Origin of the sequence: Stappia sp. 28M-7 (genome assembly GCF_014252955.1) — a bacterium.
Lineage (GTDB): Bacteria > Pseudomonadota > Alphaproteobacteria > Rhizobiales > Stappiaceae > Stappia.
Genome location: NZ_JACMIA010000001.1, coordinates 1522674 through 1536066, shown reverse-complemented (window position 1 = coordinate 1536066; position 13393 = coordinate 1522674). Strand labels below are relative to the sequence as shown.

Sequence of the window (13393 nt, the reverse complement as noted above, 5' to 3'; positions counted from 1 at the left end):
AGGCGAAGCGAAGACAATGGACATGATCCCATTCCTGGCGGCGGTTTATGTGGCCGGCGTCGTGACCTGCATCGTGCTGATGTTCAAGGCGGCGGCCGGCGAACTGACCGCCCACGGTCAATCGATCATCTTCGGTTGGGGTCTGATCATCACGGTCTTCTGGCCGTTCGCGGTGGTCTGGTTCGCGCTGATCGGTTGTTACCTCGGGGCGGCCCGGCTGTGGCGGCGCGTGCGGGGAGAGTGAAGAGCGGCCATGGACAAGAAGATCATCGACAAGATCCGCAAGTGCCTCGCGCTCGCCCGCAGCGGCAATGAAAACGAGGCCGCAGCGGCGCTCGCCAAGGCCCGCGAGCTGATGGATGCGCACGGGGTCACCGACGAGCAGCTGGAACTGGCGGACATCGAAGAGGCGACCGCCCGCGCGGGCCGGGTGCAACGGCCGCCGGTGTGGGAAGTGATCCTGGCGAACACCGTCTGCCGGGCGCTTGAGGTGACCTGCTATCTCGACGAGCGCCGCGACCGCGCCTTCGTCGGCCGGGGGGCAAGCGCGGAGATCGCGAGTTATGCGTTCGCGGTCCTGTTCCGCCGGCTGAAGGCCGAGCGCGCGGCGTATATCAAGACGCACCTGAAGCGCTGCAAGCCGGCGCGCAAGCGCCTGCGGGCGGACGTGTTCTGCGAGAGCTGGGCTGGCATGGTTTACCTGAAAATCAAGGCGCTGATCTCCGAGCGGCCGGCCGACCCTCTCGTGCGGCGGTACCTGGAGACGTATCGTCCCGGCCTCGTCCGGGTCGAGCCGCGAAAAGCGAACCGATCCGGAGGCCGCACCGACAACGATAGCCTGCGCGGCGCGCTCGCGGGCAGCGAGGTAAACCTCAATGCCGGCCTGCACGGCGAGAACACGGCCCCTCTGGCGCTGACATGATCGCCGGTCGGCTCACCATGCGGGCGCTCGTCGAGCGCAATCAGGCGAGCGGGCGCGACAGCTGGAACAATCCGGTGGCGCCGGATTTCCAGCCGCTCGGCATCCTGCCGTGCTTCGTTTGGTCCAATTCCTCGCGCGAGATCGTCGACGGCGACAAGACCGCCATGGTCGAGGACATGCGGGCGCTGTTCGCCCTCAGCGCTGATATCGCCGAGCACGACGAGATCGCGGCCGTGACAGACCGGGTCGGCAATGTGATCATTCCCGGTCGCCTGAAGGTGGAAGGCCCGGTGCAGCACAAGCACAACCATCTTGAAGTGGCTTTAAAGCGCGTTGGATGACGGATCTCGCTTAGACTGCACGACCCTCAGAAGGAGGCCGACATGAACCTGGAATTTTTCTCCGCGCCCCTGGCCCTACAGTTGGCGCTAGGCGGCGGATATCTGGGCTATCTGGCCGCCTATGCGGGGATCCGCGCGCACCACCGCCAGATCGACATCGCGTTCCTGACCGTCGCATTCGGCATCACCGCAACGACCTGTTTCGAGATCGCGCAGCCCAAGACTGGCGATGCGCCAGCAATCGCGATCGCTCTCCTTTTGGTGGTACTCGTCGGGCTGGCATGGCGCGGGTTCGGACGGCGTATCATCAGGCGGGCGCTACAGCGCGGCCAGCTCAGCTATGCAGATGACGACCCGTCCGTGCTGACGGCTGTATTTGCCGACACCAGCCACAATGTCTCGCAAGTGATGGTGGTACTCGACGACGGGCGTGAACTGAGGTGCGACGACACATCCAAATTCAGTGATGCGGCTATCGCACCCTTCATCTACGGATCGGATGGTTCAATCGCGCTCTATGTCACTCACTCTTCACGCCTTGAGAAGGACGGCACCCAAAAGGAGGAGGAGAGGCAAGAGAACGTTCGGGATCCGGTCTGGGGCGACAATATGACTATCGTCCCAGCCGGTCGCGTAAGGCATGTGGACATCCGTTTCAAGAAACGTGGCTAGGGCTTCTTCGGCGGAGGGGGTGTGTCCGCGGGCGCGGGCGCACTCGGTTGATAGTTCGTGTTCGGAGTGACTACGGGCGGGACATAGTTCTTCTCGAAGCGCTCGGGTGGTGGCGGGGCCGTCGGCTTATCGTCTGACATGAATTCTCTCCTGATGAGAATGGACAACCCATAGAAGCACCGAAGACGCTACGGAGTCCACGTAGGCAAGCGCCGATTCGGGAGCAACCGGGACAAAAACGGCCTGATTGGACGCGGCGTCGAAAGGAATGTGCGAATGGCGCGCAAGTCGAAGTCGCTCAAGTGGTACGGCAAGGCCGTGAAAGAGGACATGCGCGCGGCGCAGATCGATGGCGTCAACCAGACCATGGGCGCGTGCGTCGTGCACGCGAAACGGAACCATACCTGGAATAACCAGACGGGAATTCTGGAAGGCGGTATCGACATCGCCGACTATGCGGCAGCCCATAGCGAAGGCGTCAAAGGCACGTGGGGCGTGCGCGATGTGGTCTATGCGCGAATCCAAGAACTCGGCGGCGTGATCAAGCCGAAGAACGCGAAGGCTCTCCGCTTCCGTCTGGATGACGGCACATTCGCTGTCGTGAAACAGGTGAAGATCCCCGCGCGGCCTTATCTTCGCCCGGCCGCCGACGTGGAATATCCGAAGCTCGCCGACCGGATCCGGGCCTCGTATCAGCGCCGGGCGAAGCGGCGCAAGACGACGCCTTGACAGCTGAGGCGCGCGGCCGGATGCTCCGGCCGATCTCCCACACCTCGAAATAGCGGCGTCTCCCGCGCAGCTGCGCGGATGTCCGGCGCTCGTCGCTGCGGCCATAGTCGCTTCCTGTAACCCCGGCCCCTGCCGGGGTCTTGGGGTAGTGCAATGGCGGATCCGATCAGGGCGCTGGTGGAATGGCTGGAGACGGACGGCGACATCGCCGCCGCCTCGGCCTCGCGCATCTTCGGCGGCGAGCTGCCGGCCGATGAAGCGGCATCCATGCCCCGTGCTGCCATCGTCGTAAGTCTTTCCGGCGGCTCATCCCTGACGGCCGGAACCTATGCCCGGCACGACACACAGCGTGTCGACGTGCTTGCCTATGGCGAGACGCCCTTTGAGGCCAATGCCCTGGCGCGCATGTGCCGGCTGCGGATCACCGGCTTGCGCCGGAAAGTCATCGCCGGGTGCCTCATCCATTGGGCCGATGTGGCTGGCGGCCTGTCCGCCGGCCGCGACCGCGATGCCGTCTGGCCCTACGCCTTTCACTCTTTCCAGATCTTCCACGCGCTGGAGGCCGTGCCGTGACCGGGCCGGCCTCCCTCGGTTCCGCTGCCGCGCAGGCGGACGGAAAACCGGTCTCCACTTTTCCTGCCTGCGCTCTCAAGGAGGTGTCCTGATGCCCGCGCCGTTCGAAATCATCGCTCCGCCGTTCACCGCGTGGTGGGCTCCGGCCGGCACCGCGTTCCCCGCGCTCGGCACCGCGCCGCCCATCGCCTGGAACATCATCGGCACCAGCGGCGATGCCGATTACGACCCCGAAGGGGTGACCGTCGCGCACAGCCAGGAGGTCAACCTGGTAACGCCGCTGGGGCGGACCGCGCCCGTCAAGGCATTCCGGTCCGAGGAAGGGCTCGTGATCTCGCTGACGGTCTGGGACCTGACGCTGGAGCAATACAGGTTGGCTGCCAACAACCGGAACTTTCAGACAACGGCGGCCGGTGCGGGAACGCCGGGGTTCAAGACGCAACAGCTCTATCGGGGGCCGGTGGTCAACACCATGGCGCTGCTCGTGCGCTCGACCGCGTCGCCCTACGGCGACGAGATGGGGATGCAGTACCAGGTTCCCTATTGCTTCATGAGCGGTGGGCCGGAAATCCAGTACCGCAAGGCCGAGCCGGCCGGCCTCGCATTCGAGTTCACGGCCATGCTCGACCCGACCCAGGGGCAGCCCTGGGATGCGCTGGCGCAGCTCGTGCAGCAGCATCAGCCCGCGCTGCCGTAACTTCGCCCGTTCCTGACCGCTTTGCACGGGAGGCCTTCCATGGCCGAAACGCCCATTCTCGACCTCGAAACGCTGATCAAGCGCCCGATCATCCGTATCGACGGCGAGCGCTACGAGCTGCGCGCGCCGGACGAGCTGTCCGTGCTGGAGTCCCAGCGCCTGACGACGGCGGGCAAGGAGATCGAGGCGCTCGCAAGCAGCGGCGACCCCGAAAACGTCCTGGCGGGCGTCATCGACGACGTGACGCGCCGGATCGTGGTCGACCTGCCCGACGCCGTTCTCGCCGGCCTCAGCGAGAGTCAGAAGATGGCGATCTGCGAGGTTTTTACGCAGCTCCTGATGCGGCGGCGGCTGGCCGTGGCGGGAGCGATCGCTCGCAAGCTCACGGGCGCAACAGCGCAGAGTGCACGGACTGGGGATCTATCATCCCAAGGCTCCAACGCTTCTACGGCGGCACCCCCGACGACTGGCTCACACGCACGCCCGGCGGGCTCGTAAGGGCCTTCATCGCCATGTTGCCCCGCCTGCAGGCGGAAGAGCGCCTTGTCGGGATCGACACAGTCGCACTCGGCTCCGGTCAGGTGAAGTCCGCGGATGCGCGCAGTGCGATGCGCGATCTGGAACGGGCGGCCAACGGCGGCCGCCGCCGACGTGCGGTGAAAGCAAGCCCGCAGCAGCTGGCGGCAATGGGGATTGCGGTTATCGAAGTGCCCGCGACGGAGGGCGGCAATGAGTGAAAAACTCGGCGAGGCGCTGCTCGACCTCGACACGCGGGACAACAAGTTCAACCGGAACATCGACAAGGCCGAAGGCAAAGCAGACGGCCTTGGAAGGGTTTTCGACGCGGTTTCGAAAAAGGCCCTCGTTCTGGGTCGCAATCTGGTGTTGGCGACCGCTGCCGGGGCCTCGGCGCTCGCCGTCCTGGTCCGCGCGTCCATCAACAGCGCCGACACGATGAGCAAGGCGGCGCAGCGAGCCGGTGTCACCACGGAAGCCCTCTCGCGACTCGCCTGGGCGGGCGAACTGTCCGACGTCAGCCTTGGCTCGCTCTCGGGCGGCATGGCGCGGCTCACCAACGTAATGGCGCAGGTCGCATCGGGCGCCGACAAAACCTCCGCAGCGATCTTCCGGAGCCTCGGCATCGCCGTGACGGATGCCGAAGGAAATCTGCGCGGCGCCGATCAGGTCATGATCGACCTTGCCGACCGCTTCGCCCGGATGGAGAACGGCGCCAACAAGACTGCGCTGGCGATCAAGTTGTTCGGCCGCTCGGGCGCGGAGCTGATCCCGCTGCTGAACAACGGGCGCCAGGGACTGGCCGACATGGCGGCCGAAAGCGACCGCCTGGGCAAGACGATCTCGACCGAGTTCGGCAAAAGAGCCGAGGTCTTCAACGACACGATGACCCGGATCTGGGCTGCGGGCGCCGGCCTGGTCAATCAGCTTGCGGAGGCGGTTCTGCCGCAGTTGCAAGACTTCGCGGACATGCTTGCCGATCCGCAATTCGTGGAGAATGCCAAGGCGATGGCCCAGGGCATCGCCGGTGCATTCCAGATCATCGTCGACAGCGTCAACGCGGTCACCTCGGCAATGCGGTGGCTCGACACGGTGGCGGGCGACGTTCTCTATGCCGTCGCCCCGCCCGATCCCGATGCGGTCAAGCGCTGGAAAGAGTTCCGCGATCAGCTCTCCGGCAACGGGCTGAGCCCCGGCGCGTTCGACCGGCGCTGGACGCTGCCCCCCACCCGAACCGACAAGGAAGACACCCCTCCCGGCGACAAGTTCGACTGGTCGGGCATCGGGAGCAGTCAGAAGGCGGCCGACGCAGCTGAACGCCAGCGCGAGGCGCTCAACAAGCTCATTCAGTCGCTTCACGACGAGCTGGGTGTTCTCAGCGCTAGCAGTACGGTGCAGCAGGAGATGATCCGTCACCGCGAAACGCTGGCGGAATCAACGCCCAAGGAGCGTAAGGCTGTCGAGGACCTCATTGGATCAATCGAGCGCGAGCGTACCGCCAAGGCCGATTTGCGCGAATACAACGACATCCTGAAAGGCTCGGTTTCCAGCCTGGCGATGGCCGTGCGGAATGGCGAGAACGTCTGGGATGCCCTGGCTGACAACGCCCTGCGGGCGCTCGACCGGATCACGGACAAGATCCTGAACGATGTGCTCGACGCGGTGTTCCAGCTGAACGGCGCGTCCGGGGGCGGCGACGGTGGCGGCGGCTTGCTTGGCGGCCTTTTCAGCAACCTGTTCGGGGGTGGCTCGTCGTCGTCTTCCCTGTTCTCGGGCTTCTATGCCAAGGGCGGCCTCATCCCCAACGGAACCTTCGGCATCGTCGGCGAGCGCGGTCCCGAGCCGGTTATCGGCACGCCGCAGGGCGCCAAGGTGCTGCCCAATTCGTCGCTGCGCAGCATCGGAAGCGGCGGCGGTACCGAGGTCAACATCTACAACAATGCGGGCGGGGAAGTGCGCGAAGAGCGCCGCCGCGACAGCGACGGTCGGGAGATCGTCGACGTCATCATCGAGCGGGTGAAGCAGGAATATGCGACCGGCGGCTTCGACCAGGCGCAGGCCGCCCGCTTCGGAACGACCCCAAGCAAGGTGCGCAGATGACCGCAGCATGGCCAGCCTCCCTGCCGCAACGCGCCGACCGGCATCCCTACCAGGAGACGCCGCAACCGGCCGTCACCATGTTCAAGCCCGAAGTCGGCTCGCCGATCAGCCGGCGCCGGAGCACCGTGCACCTGTCGGCCGTGACGTTCGCCTTCGTGATGACGACCACCCAGGCCGCGACCTTCGAGACCTTCGTGCGGTCCACGCTCGCGGGCGGGGTGTTGCCCTTCACGATCCGGCATCCGCGCACCGATGCGGTGGTGACGGTAACCCTGATCGACGAGACGCCTTACGGCATCGCGTATTTCGCGCCCGAGGCATGGACAGTCACGTTTCGCGCGCTGGTGAGGGGCTGACGCCATGACGGTTTCCCGCGATATCCCGGTCGGCGTCGTTCAGGACATCGAGGCCCAGGAGACGGACGAAGTCGTCCTGGTGTTCCTGCGCATCAGCCATCGGCAACTGCCGGAAGATCTGCGCATCGTCTCTGACGGCGCCGACTACGTCATGGACGGTGCGACGTGGCGCGGCTTCGAGTTCGACATCCGCCTGCTCAGCGACACGGATGCACCGCCGCGCACCGAACTGACGGTGCAGAATGTGGACGTGCGGATCGGCGAAGCGATCCTGGCAATCGACGGGCCGGCCCGGCTCGACCTGGACGTCGTCGCGGCCAGCCAGTTCAACCTGACCGTCGAGCCGCGCGTTGCGCTCGGGCCGAGCGTCGAACGCATCTACACGGCCCGCCATCTGGCGCTGGTCGATGTGCGCGGCGACGTGTTGCAGCTCACGGGCACCATCCGCTCCTGGGACTACACCCAGGAGGCCTGGCCCTCGATGCGCGCCACACAGGACTCCTTTCCCGGGCTGTACCTGTGAGCGCGCCGATGACCCGGTCCCCGCTGCACTGGAGCGCTGCCTATGTCGGCCTGCCATGGCAGGACGGGGGACGCACGCCGGCCGGCGTCGACTGCTGGGGGCTGGTGCGGCTGGTCTACGAGCGCGAGCTCGGCATCGCACTGCCTGATTACGGCGAAATTTCCGCGCGGGCGCTGATCGCCGTCGCCCGCGCCGTTTCTCAAGGAAAGGACGGCGAGGACTGGCAGGCGGTTGAAACGGGGGCTCAAACGGCCTTCGACGTGTGCGTGATGCGTCTTTCGGGCGGGTCCAGTACCGGTCATGTCGGCGTCATGGTCGATCCCGGCCACGTGCTGCATGTCGAGGCGGCCTGCGACGCCATCATCGTTCCCATCACTCATTTCACCGTACGCGAGAGGATCGCATGCTTCAGGCGGCACCGGCTGACCGGCCGGCACATCTAGCCACGATCTGGCGCGCACCGATGGCTCTGGGTTCGCCGAGGGTGGACCTGTGGCCGCAAGGCCTGTCGGTGGCGGAGATCGTTTCCCGCGCGGCGTGCCTGCCGGCCGACTTCGCGACACGCGGCGTGGTGACAATCGACGGCGAGCCGGTGCCCCGTACCATGTGGCATCATGTGCGCCCGAAAGCGGGCACCGCTGCCGGCCGCACCATCCATGTCACCTTCCACGCGCCGGTGCGCGAGGGCGGCCGTGGCGGCAAGCAGATCCTCGCCATCGTGGCGGCCATCGCCCTGACCTTCGCGACTGCGGGCATCGCCTCGGCCGGCATTCCGGCGCTCGGCATCGCGGCGGGATCGCTCGGCGCCAAGCTGATCGCCACAAGCGTCGGTATCGTCGGGTCGCTGATCATTTCGGCCGTCACCGCGCCACCGACTCGCGGCGCCGAACCCGGCCAGGCCGATGGCGGGGTGACGCTCGACCCGGCCTCTGTCTCCGGCAACGTGCTTGCCCCGAATGCCGCCGTGCCGCGCGTCATCGGCACCCGGCGCGTCTTCCCGCCCTTCGCCAGCCAGCCGGTGATCGAGCTGGTCGGCCAGGACGAGCTGGCGGAAGCCGTGCACGTGCTTGCCGGCCCGCACAAGCTGCGGGACATCCGTCTCGGGGAGACCACCTGGGACGGCTCTTCGGGCCAAAGCGACAGCGGCCTTGAGATCGAGGTGCGTGAGGGGCGGCCGGGCGAGCCGGCACCAAGTCTCGTGCGCCGGATCGGGCGCACGGACGATCTGGGCATCCAGATGTCCGTCCATTCCGTCGACCCGGAAAATCAGGTCGTCTTCGCGGGCAGCGTGCCCGTGTTCCACGGCATGGCGTCGATTGATCGGCCGGACGAGATCTGGGTGCACTTCTTCAGCGCCGGCTTGCTGCGCCAGGACGCGCTGACCGACAAGCTGCGCATCCCGCTTCGCATCCGCATGCGTCGGCGCGGAGACAGCGCCTGGAGGCACCTGCCCGAGCTGCACTACATGGACAGCACGCAGGCACAGCGCCGGCTTCAGGTGAAGTTCCTGTTCGGCGAGGCGGCCGCGGGCAACCCGATTCCGCCTCCGGCCTCGCGCGGCTTCGTCGAGGCCCGCAAGTGGGTGCCGGAACAGACGCTGGCTCCTGGCGGCGGCGGTTGGTCGGCCGACAGCTACTTCTCCGCCGGGGCCGGCGGCGATGTCTATCGGCTCGGCACCGAAGACACGACGAATGTGCGCAACCTCAACCTCCAAGCCGATCAGGTCACCGTCTATCTGGATCGCGTCTCCTGGCCGGCCGGTGTCTACGAGATCGAGGTCATTCGCGGCGCGACCTTCCGCAACGCCCTGTTCACGTCCAGCACCTACCAGCACAACGGTGCAATCTGGGACTTTTTTGGGGCCAACGAGGGCGGGACGTTGCCGCTCACCCGCGAAGGGCTGCTCGACACGCTCACGCTGCGCCGGGCCGTATCGGTCCAGCACCGGCCGCCCGTTTCGCGACGGGACGTCTCGTTGATCTCCGTGCGGGTTCGCAACCGGGCGCTTGGCCAGCTGTCCGTCCTGGCATCCGGCCTCGTGCGGGATCTCGGCGGCTATGTGGCCCCCGATTACATGACGCCGCCGGTCGGGCCGGTCACCATTGCCCAGGAGGCGACGATTCCGGACGGGACTTTCGACAAGACCCAGAACATCGCTTTCGAGTGCTACGTCCGGCTGCCGACATCACCGGCGCCGTGGTCGGTCCTCTGGGAGGACGGCGGAGCGGGCGTCGGCGCGTCGTTGTGCATCAGCGACACCGGGCAAATGGTTCTGCGGGCCGGCAGCGGGTCTGCGGCGGTGCAGGCGAGCACCGCCGACACGGCCGTTCTGAAGGTGCCTGTCGGGGCGGACGGTCAAGTGCACCTGATCGCCTGGGATATCCGGATCAATCCCGGCCGCGTCCGGCTGTGGATCGACGGCGTTCTGATCGGCGAAGCGCACACGACGGGCGGGGGACCGCTTTCGGGCTCGGTCTATGCCGGCAGCGATTGGGGCGGCTACCTGCGCCCCTCGACCGGCGACGGCAGCTTCGCGGGTGTGGCATCGGGCGGCTTGTGGTGGACGGATCGCTCCGGTGCCAGCACCTTGCGTGTCTGGCCGGACGGCCGGCAGCATGTCGCCCCCGTAGCGGTGGCGCCTCTCGCGATCATTGCGGACGGGTTCTTCAACAAGGCCGCCTCCATTGCCTTCGAATGCGACGTTCGCCTGCCGGCAGATCCGGCGCCGTGGTCGGTACTGTGGGAAGAAGGCGGCACCGGCGTGGGCGCCTCCATCCATGTCGACAATAGCCGTCGCCTGGTCGCGCGGGCCGGCAACGGCGGCCCGACCCTTGCCGCCAGCGACTACAACACGGTGATCCTGAAGGTGCCGCTCGACATGCTGCCCTTCGACGGCGAGCTGCACCGTGTCGCCTGGGACATCCGGATCAATGTCGGCCGGATGCGCCTTTGGATCGACGGCGTCCTGATCGGGGAAGCCCACACCACCGGCGGCGCTCTGTGGGGGGACGTCTATGCCGGTGTGGATGCCGGTGGGTATCTGCGCCCCTCATCCGCCAACGATTGGGCGGTCGCGGGCATCCCTGTCGTTCCGGTCGACTGGTCCGCACCGGCCGATGCGGGTCCCTTGCGAGTCTGGCCCGGCTGGCGGCAGCACGACACATCGCGCCAGTCGGTGCACGTGCTTGCCCCCAGCCGCAATCCGGCCCCGTGGCTGCTCGAAGCGATGACGGGGAGCCTCAACGCCGATCCGATCCCGCTCGAAGTCATCGACCTGGACAGCATTCTGGACTGGCGGGCGGACTGCTACGGGAAGAACTACACCTGCGACATGGTGGCGGAGGGCGAAGGCCTGGACGCGCTCCTGCGCATCATCGCGAGCTGCGGCTACGCGCGCCCCTATCAGTCCGAGACATGGGGGGTGATCCGCGACCGCGACCGCTCGGCCGAGGCGCCGGTGCAGGTCTTTTCGCCGCGCAATCTGCAGGCGTTCCAGTGGACCAAGGCCTTCGCCCGACTGCCCGCCGGCTTGCGCGTCACCTTCCACGACATTGCGCAGGGCGACACCGAGCGGCAGCTCACCGTCTATCGATCCGACGCGGTAGGCACCGACGCCCGAACCGAGCAGGTGACCTATGAGGGGCTCGTGGACGAAGCCAAGGTCATCGACCGGGCGAACTTCGATCTCGCCCAGGCGCGGTATCGCTCGACCTTCTACGATTTCACGGCACCTGTGGAAGCGATCCGCTGCCGGCGAGGATCACTGGTCGCGGTCAATCACGACATCCTGACGCGGCACAGCGGCTTCGGGCGGATGCGCGACCTGATCTCTGTGGGCGGCAATGTGACGGCCGTCGTGCTCGATGCGACCGTCGACGTCAAGAACGCCCCCGACATGCTGGCCGCCGCCAACCTGCTGGCTGTGGCGGACATGCTGGAGGTCGGCTTGCGCACCGGAATCGCGATCCGCCGGACGGACGGCGTGGTCTCGGTACACGCGCTTTCGAACGCGGCCGGGGAAACCGCCACCCTGACATTGGCGGTGCCCGTGCCCAAGGAGATCGTCGCCGGCCGGCTTACCCTCGACGTGGGGTGCCTCGTCGTCACGGGCACTCTGGGGCGCGAGTACCGGCGGATGATCGTCTCGGAAATTCGCAACGGCAAGAACCTGACCGGCCAGCTGACGTTGGTCGATGAGGCGCCGGAAATATGGGAGGCCATCAATGGCTGACAGAAAACTGCCTACGTCGATCTCTCCGTCGCCGGTGACGGGCGCGACCTACATGGACGCGGTCGCCGAAAAAGTCCGCATGCTGTTCGATGCCAGCGCCATGCGGCCGACCAGCATGACCAACACGGGCAACGACTACACCATCGAGGTGGACCCGGTGCTCGATGCCGACGTCGTTCCGGGCATGGCATTCTATTGCCGGCCGAGCGTATCCAACACCGGCGCGGCCCGGTTGAGGGTGCATGCGGGCAATCCCTACTACCCGCTCACCAAGGCAGACGGCAGCCCGCTCGCACAGCGCGAGTTCATGGCCGGAACCGTCTATCTCGTCGTGTTTCTTTCGGGCGCCTTCGTGATCGCGTCCGGCAGCGGCGGGGGCGGCTCGGCGGCGCTGGACTATCAGGTATTCACCGCGTCCGGCACATGGACGAAGCCGACCGGCCTGGGGGCCGATGCCCTGGCCCTGATCGAAGCCTGGGGCGGCGGCGGCGGCTCCCTTGCCAACAACACCTATCGCGGCGGCGGCGGTGGTGGCGCCTATGTCTGGCGCTGGATGCGCCTCGGCGAACTCGGCGCGTCGGAGCCCGTTCAGGTGGGTGCCGGCGGAGTAACAAACACTCAGCCGGGCGGCACCGGCGGGACAAGCTCTTTCGGTTCGCATGTCACCGCCTTTGGAGGCGGCGGTGGATACAGTGGCGCGAGCGGCCTTTTCGGCAGCGGTGGCGGCGGCGGATGGGGCTCTGCCGGTCAAGGCGGCAGTTCGGGTGCGGACGGGAGCAACGGGGCAATCTGGTCGCCTGTCTTCGGCGGGGGTAAGGGCGGCGGGGTGACCGGTACAGGCAACGGAGAGGCCGCCGGCTATGGCGGCGGCGGGGGCGGGCAAGGCCCCGGCGGCGGCAACCGGCCCGGCGGGGCCTCGCTGTTCGGCGGAAAGGGTGGCGACGGCGGCCAGGCCGGCTCGCCTCCTGGCGGCGGCGGTGGTGGCGGTGCGCCTGGCGCACGCGGCGAAGTCAGAGTGAGGGTGATCGGATGAGCGAAGTGAGAGCGCGCGCGCATGTGGTCGATGGTGTCGTGGTCAACATCATCATGGCCGGGCCGGAAGTCGGGGTCGAGAACGGCTATCTGGCGGACGCCGACGAGGCGGTGATCGGCGACCTGCACGATCCGGAGACGGGCTTTGCCCGGCCGCCCGCTCCGGCACCTTTGCCGGCCGAGCTGATCGCGCTTGCGGCCGATCTGCGCTGGCAGACCGAGGTCGGCGGGATGGGGTGGCGCGGCTGGCCGGTGCACACCGATCGGCAGAGCCAGACCAAGGTCCTGGCCGAGCACGTGGCGGTGACCAGCGGGAACCGGGTCGATGGGGAGCCGTGGAAGTTCGCCGATGGTCTCTTCAGGCCGCTGGCCAATGCGGATGTGCAGGAGCTCGCCCTGGCCGTGCGCGAGCATGTGCGCGCCTCCTTCGCCATCGAGGCGGCCGTGGCGGCGGACATCGAGGCCGGCGTGATCGTCACACGGGAGGCCGTGGAAGCGGCCTTTACGGCGCCCGAGCCTGAGCCCGAGCCCGAGCCGGAACCGGAACCAGTGCCGGACCCCGAGTAAGACGCCCGCTCCGACGAAGGAGCGGGGAGCCCGGAATGCGACTTCCGGGCCGTGGGGTCTAGCGCCAACCAGTCCCCCACACGCTGCAAGCAACCCTCAACAGCGACCCCGCCGCTTCTACTGACCGGATCCGA

At 67.1% G+C, this 13393-nt stretch carries 16 protein-coding genes; all 16 read left to right on the top strand.

Going from position 1 to position 13393, the window contains the following annotated elements; translation table 11 throughout:
• Positions 1-22: 22 nt before the first annotated feature.
• The 16 genes from H7H34_RS06760 (at position 23) to H7H34_RS06685 (ending at position 13259) form a co-directional block, all read left to right on the top strand.
• Positions 23-244 carry a hypothetical protein gene (locus H7H34_RS06760; RefSeq protein WP_185924679.1) on the top strand — a complete coding sequence of 74 codons (222 nt, stop codon included), beginning with the start codon at positions 23-25 and terminating at the stop codon, positions 242-244.
• A 9-nt stretch (positions 245-253) separates the two neighbouring features.
• Positions 254-922, top strand: a complete 669-nt coding sequence (locus H7H34_RS06755; protein WP_185924678.1) for a DUF2786 domain-containing protein — start codon at positions 254-256, stop codon at positions 920-922.
• On the top strand, positions 919-1263 hold the full coding sequence (locus H7H34_RS06750; protein ID WP_185924677.1) for a hypothetical protein: 345 nt from the start codon (positions 919-921) through the stop codon (positions 1261-1263). The genes H7H34_RS06755 and H7H34_RS06750 overlap by 4 nt, the downstream gene beginning before the upstream one ends.
• A gap of 42 nt (positions 1264-1305) precedes the next feature.
• The gene (locus H7H34_RS06745; protein WP_185924676.1) at positions 1306-1935 is read left to right on the top strand and encodes a hypothetical protein; all 630 of its coding nucleotides are present in this window, start codon (positions 1306-1308) and stop codon (positions 1933-1935) included.
• Positions 1936-2211: 276 nt separating this feature from the next.
• Complete coding sequence (locus tag H7H34_RS06740; RefSeq protein WP_185924675.1) at positions 2212-2664, top strand: phage morphogenesis protein; 453 nt, start codon at positions 2212-2214, stop codon at positions 2662-2664.
• Between the two features lie 153 nt (positions 2665-2817).
• Positions 2818-3237, top strand: a complete 420-nt coding sequence (locus H7H34_RS06735) for a DUF3168 domain-containing protein (protein ID WP_185924674.1) — start codon at positions 2818-2820, stop codon at positions 3235-3237.
• A gap of 91 nt (positions 3238-3328) precedes the next feature.
• Positions 3329-3934: a hypothetical protein gene (locus H7H34_RS06730; RefSeq protein WP_185924673.1), complete on the top strand. Its 606-nt coding sequence runs from the start codon at positions 3329-3331 to the stop codon at positions 3932-3934.
• A 39-nt stretch (positions 3935-3973) separates the two neighbouring features.
• Positions 3974-4432 carry a hypothetical protein gene (locus H7H34_RS06725; protein WP_185924672.1) on the top strand — a complete coding sequence of 153 codons (459 nt, stop codon included), beginning with the start codon at positions 3974-3976 and terminating at the stop codon, positions 4430-4432.
• 14 nt (positions 4433-4446) lie between these two features.
• A complete protein-coding gene (locus H7H34_RS06720; protein WP_185924671.1) occupies positions 4447-4671 on the top strand; it encodes a hypothetical protein in 225 nt (74 codons plus the stop codon).
• Between the two features lie 148 nt (positions 4672-4819).
• Positions 4820-6550 (top strand): phage tail tape measure protein, encoded by a 1731-nt coding sequence (locus H7H34_RS06715; protein ID WP_185924670.1) that lies wholly within the window; start codon positions 4820-4822, stop codon positions 6548-6550.
• A complete protein-coding gene (locus H7H34_RS06710; protein WP_185924669.1) occupies positions 6547-6906 on the top strand; it encodes a hypothetical protein in 360 nt (119 codons plus the stop codon). Before H7H34_RS06715 ends, H7H34_RS06710 begins: the two co-directional genes overlap by 4 nt.
• Positions 6907-6910: 4 nt before the next feature.
• On the top strand, positions 6911-7429 hold the full coding sequence (locus H7H34_RS06705) for a DUF1833 family protein (RefSeq protein WP_185924668.1): 519 nt from the start codon (positions 6911-6913) through the stop codon (positions 7427-7429).
• Between the two features lie 8 nt (positions 7430-7437).
• Complete coding sequence (locus H7H34_RS06700) at positions 7438-7872, top strand: C40 family peptidase (protein ID WP_185924667.1); 435 nt, start codon at positions 7438-7440, stop codon at positions 7870-7872.
• Between the two features lie 20 nt (positions 7873-7892).
• Entirely contained in the window at positions 7893-11660 is a 3768-nt protein-coding gene (locus H7H34_RS06695) for a phage tail protein (protein WP_185924666.1), read from the top strand.
• Positions 11653-12693 carry a glycine-rich domain-containing protein gene (locus tag H7H34_RS06690; RefSeq protein WP_185924665.1) on the top strand — a complete coding sequence of 347 codons (1041 nt, stop codon included), beginning with the start codon at positions 11653-11655 and terminating at the stop codon, positions 12691-12693. The genes H7H34_RS06695 and H7H34_RS06690 overlap by 8 nt, the downstream gene beginning before the upstream one ends.
• The gene (locus H7H34_RS06685; RefSeq protein ID WP_185924664.1) at positions 12690-13259 is read left to right on the top strand and encodes a DUF4376 domain-containing protein; all 570 of its coding nucleotides are present in this window, start codon (positions 12690-12692) and stop codon (positions 13257-13259) included. The genes H7H34_RS06690 and H7H34_RS06685 overlap by 4 nt, the downstream gene beginning before the upstream one ends.
• Positions 13260-13393: the final 134 nt, after the last annotated feature.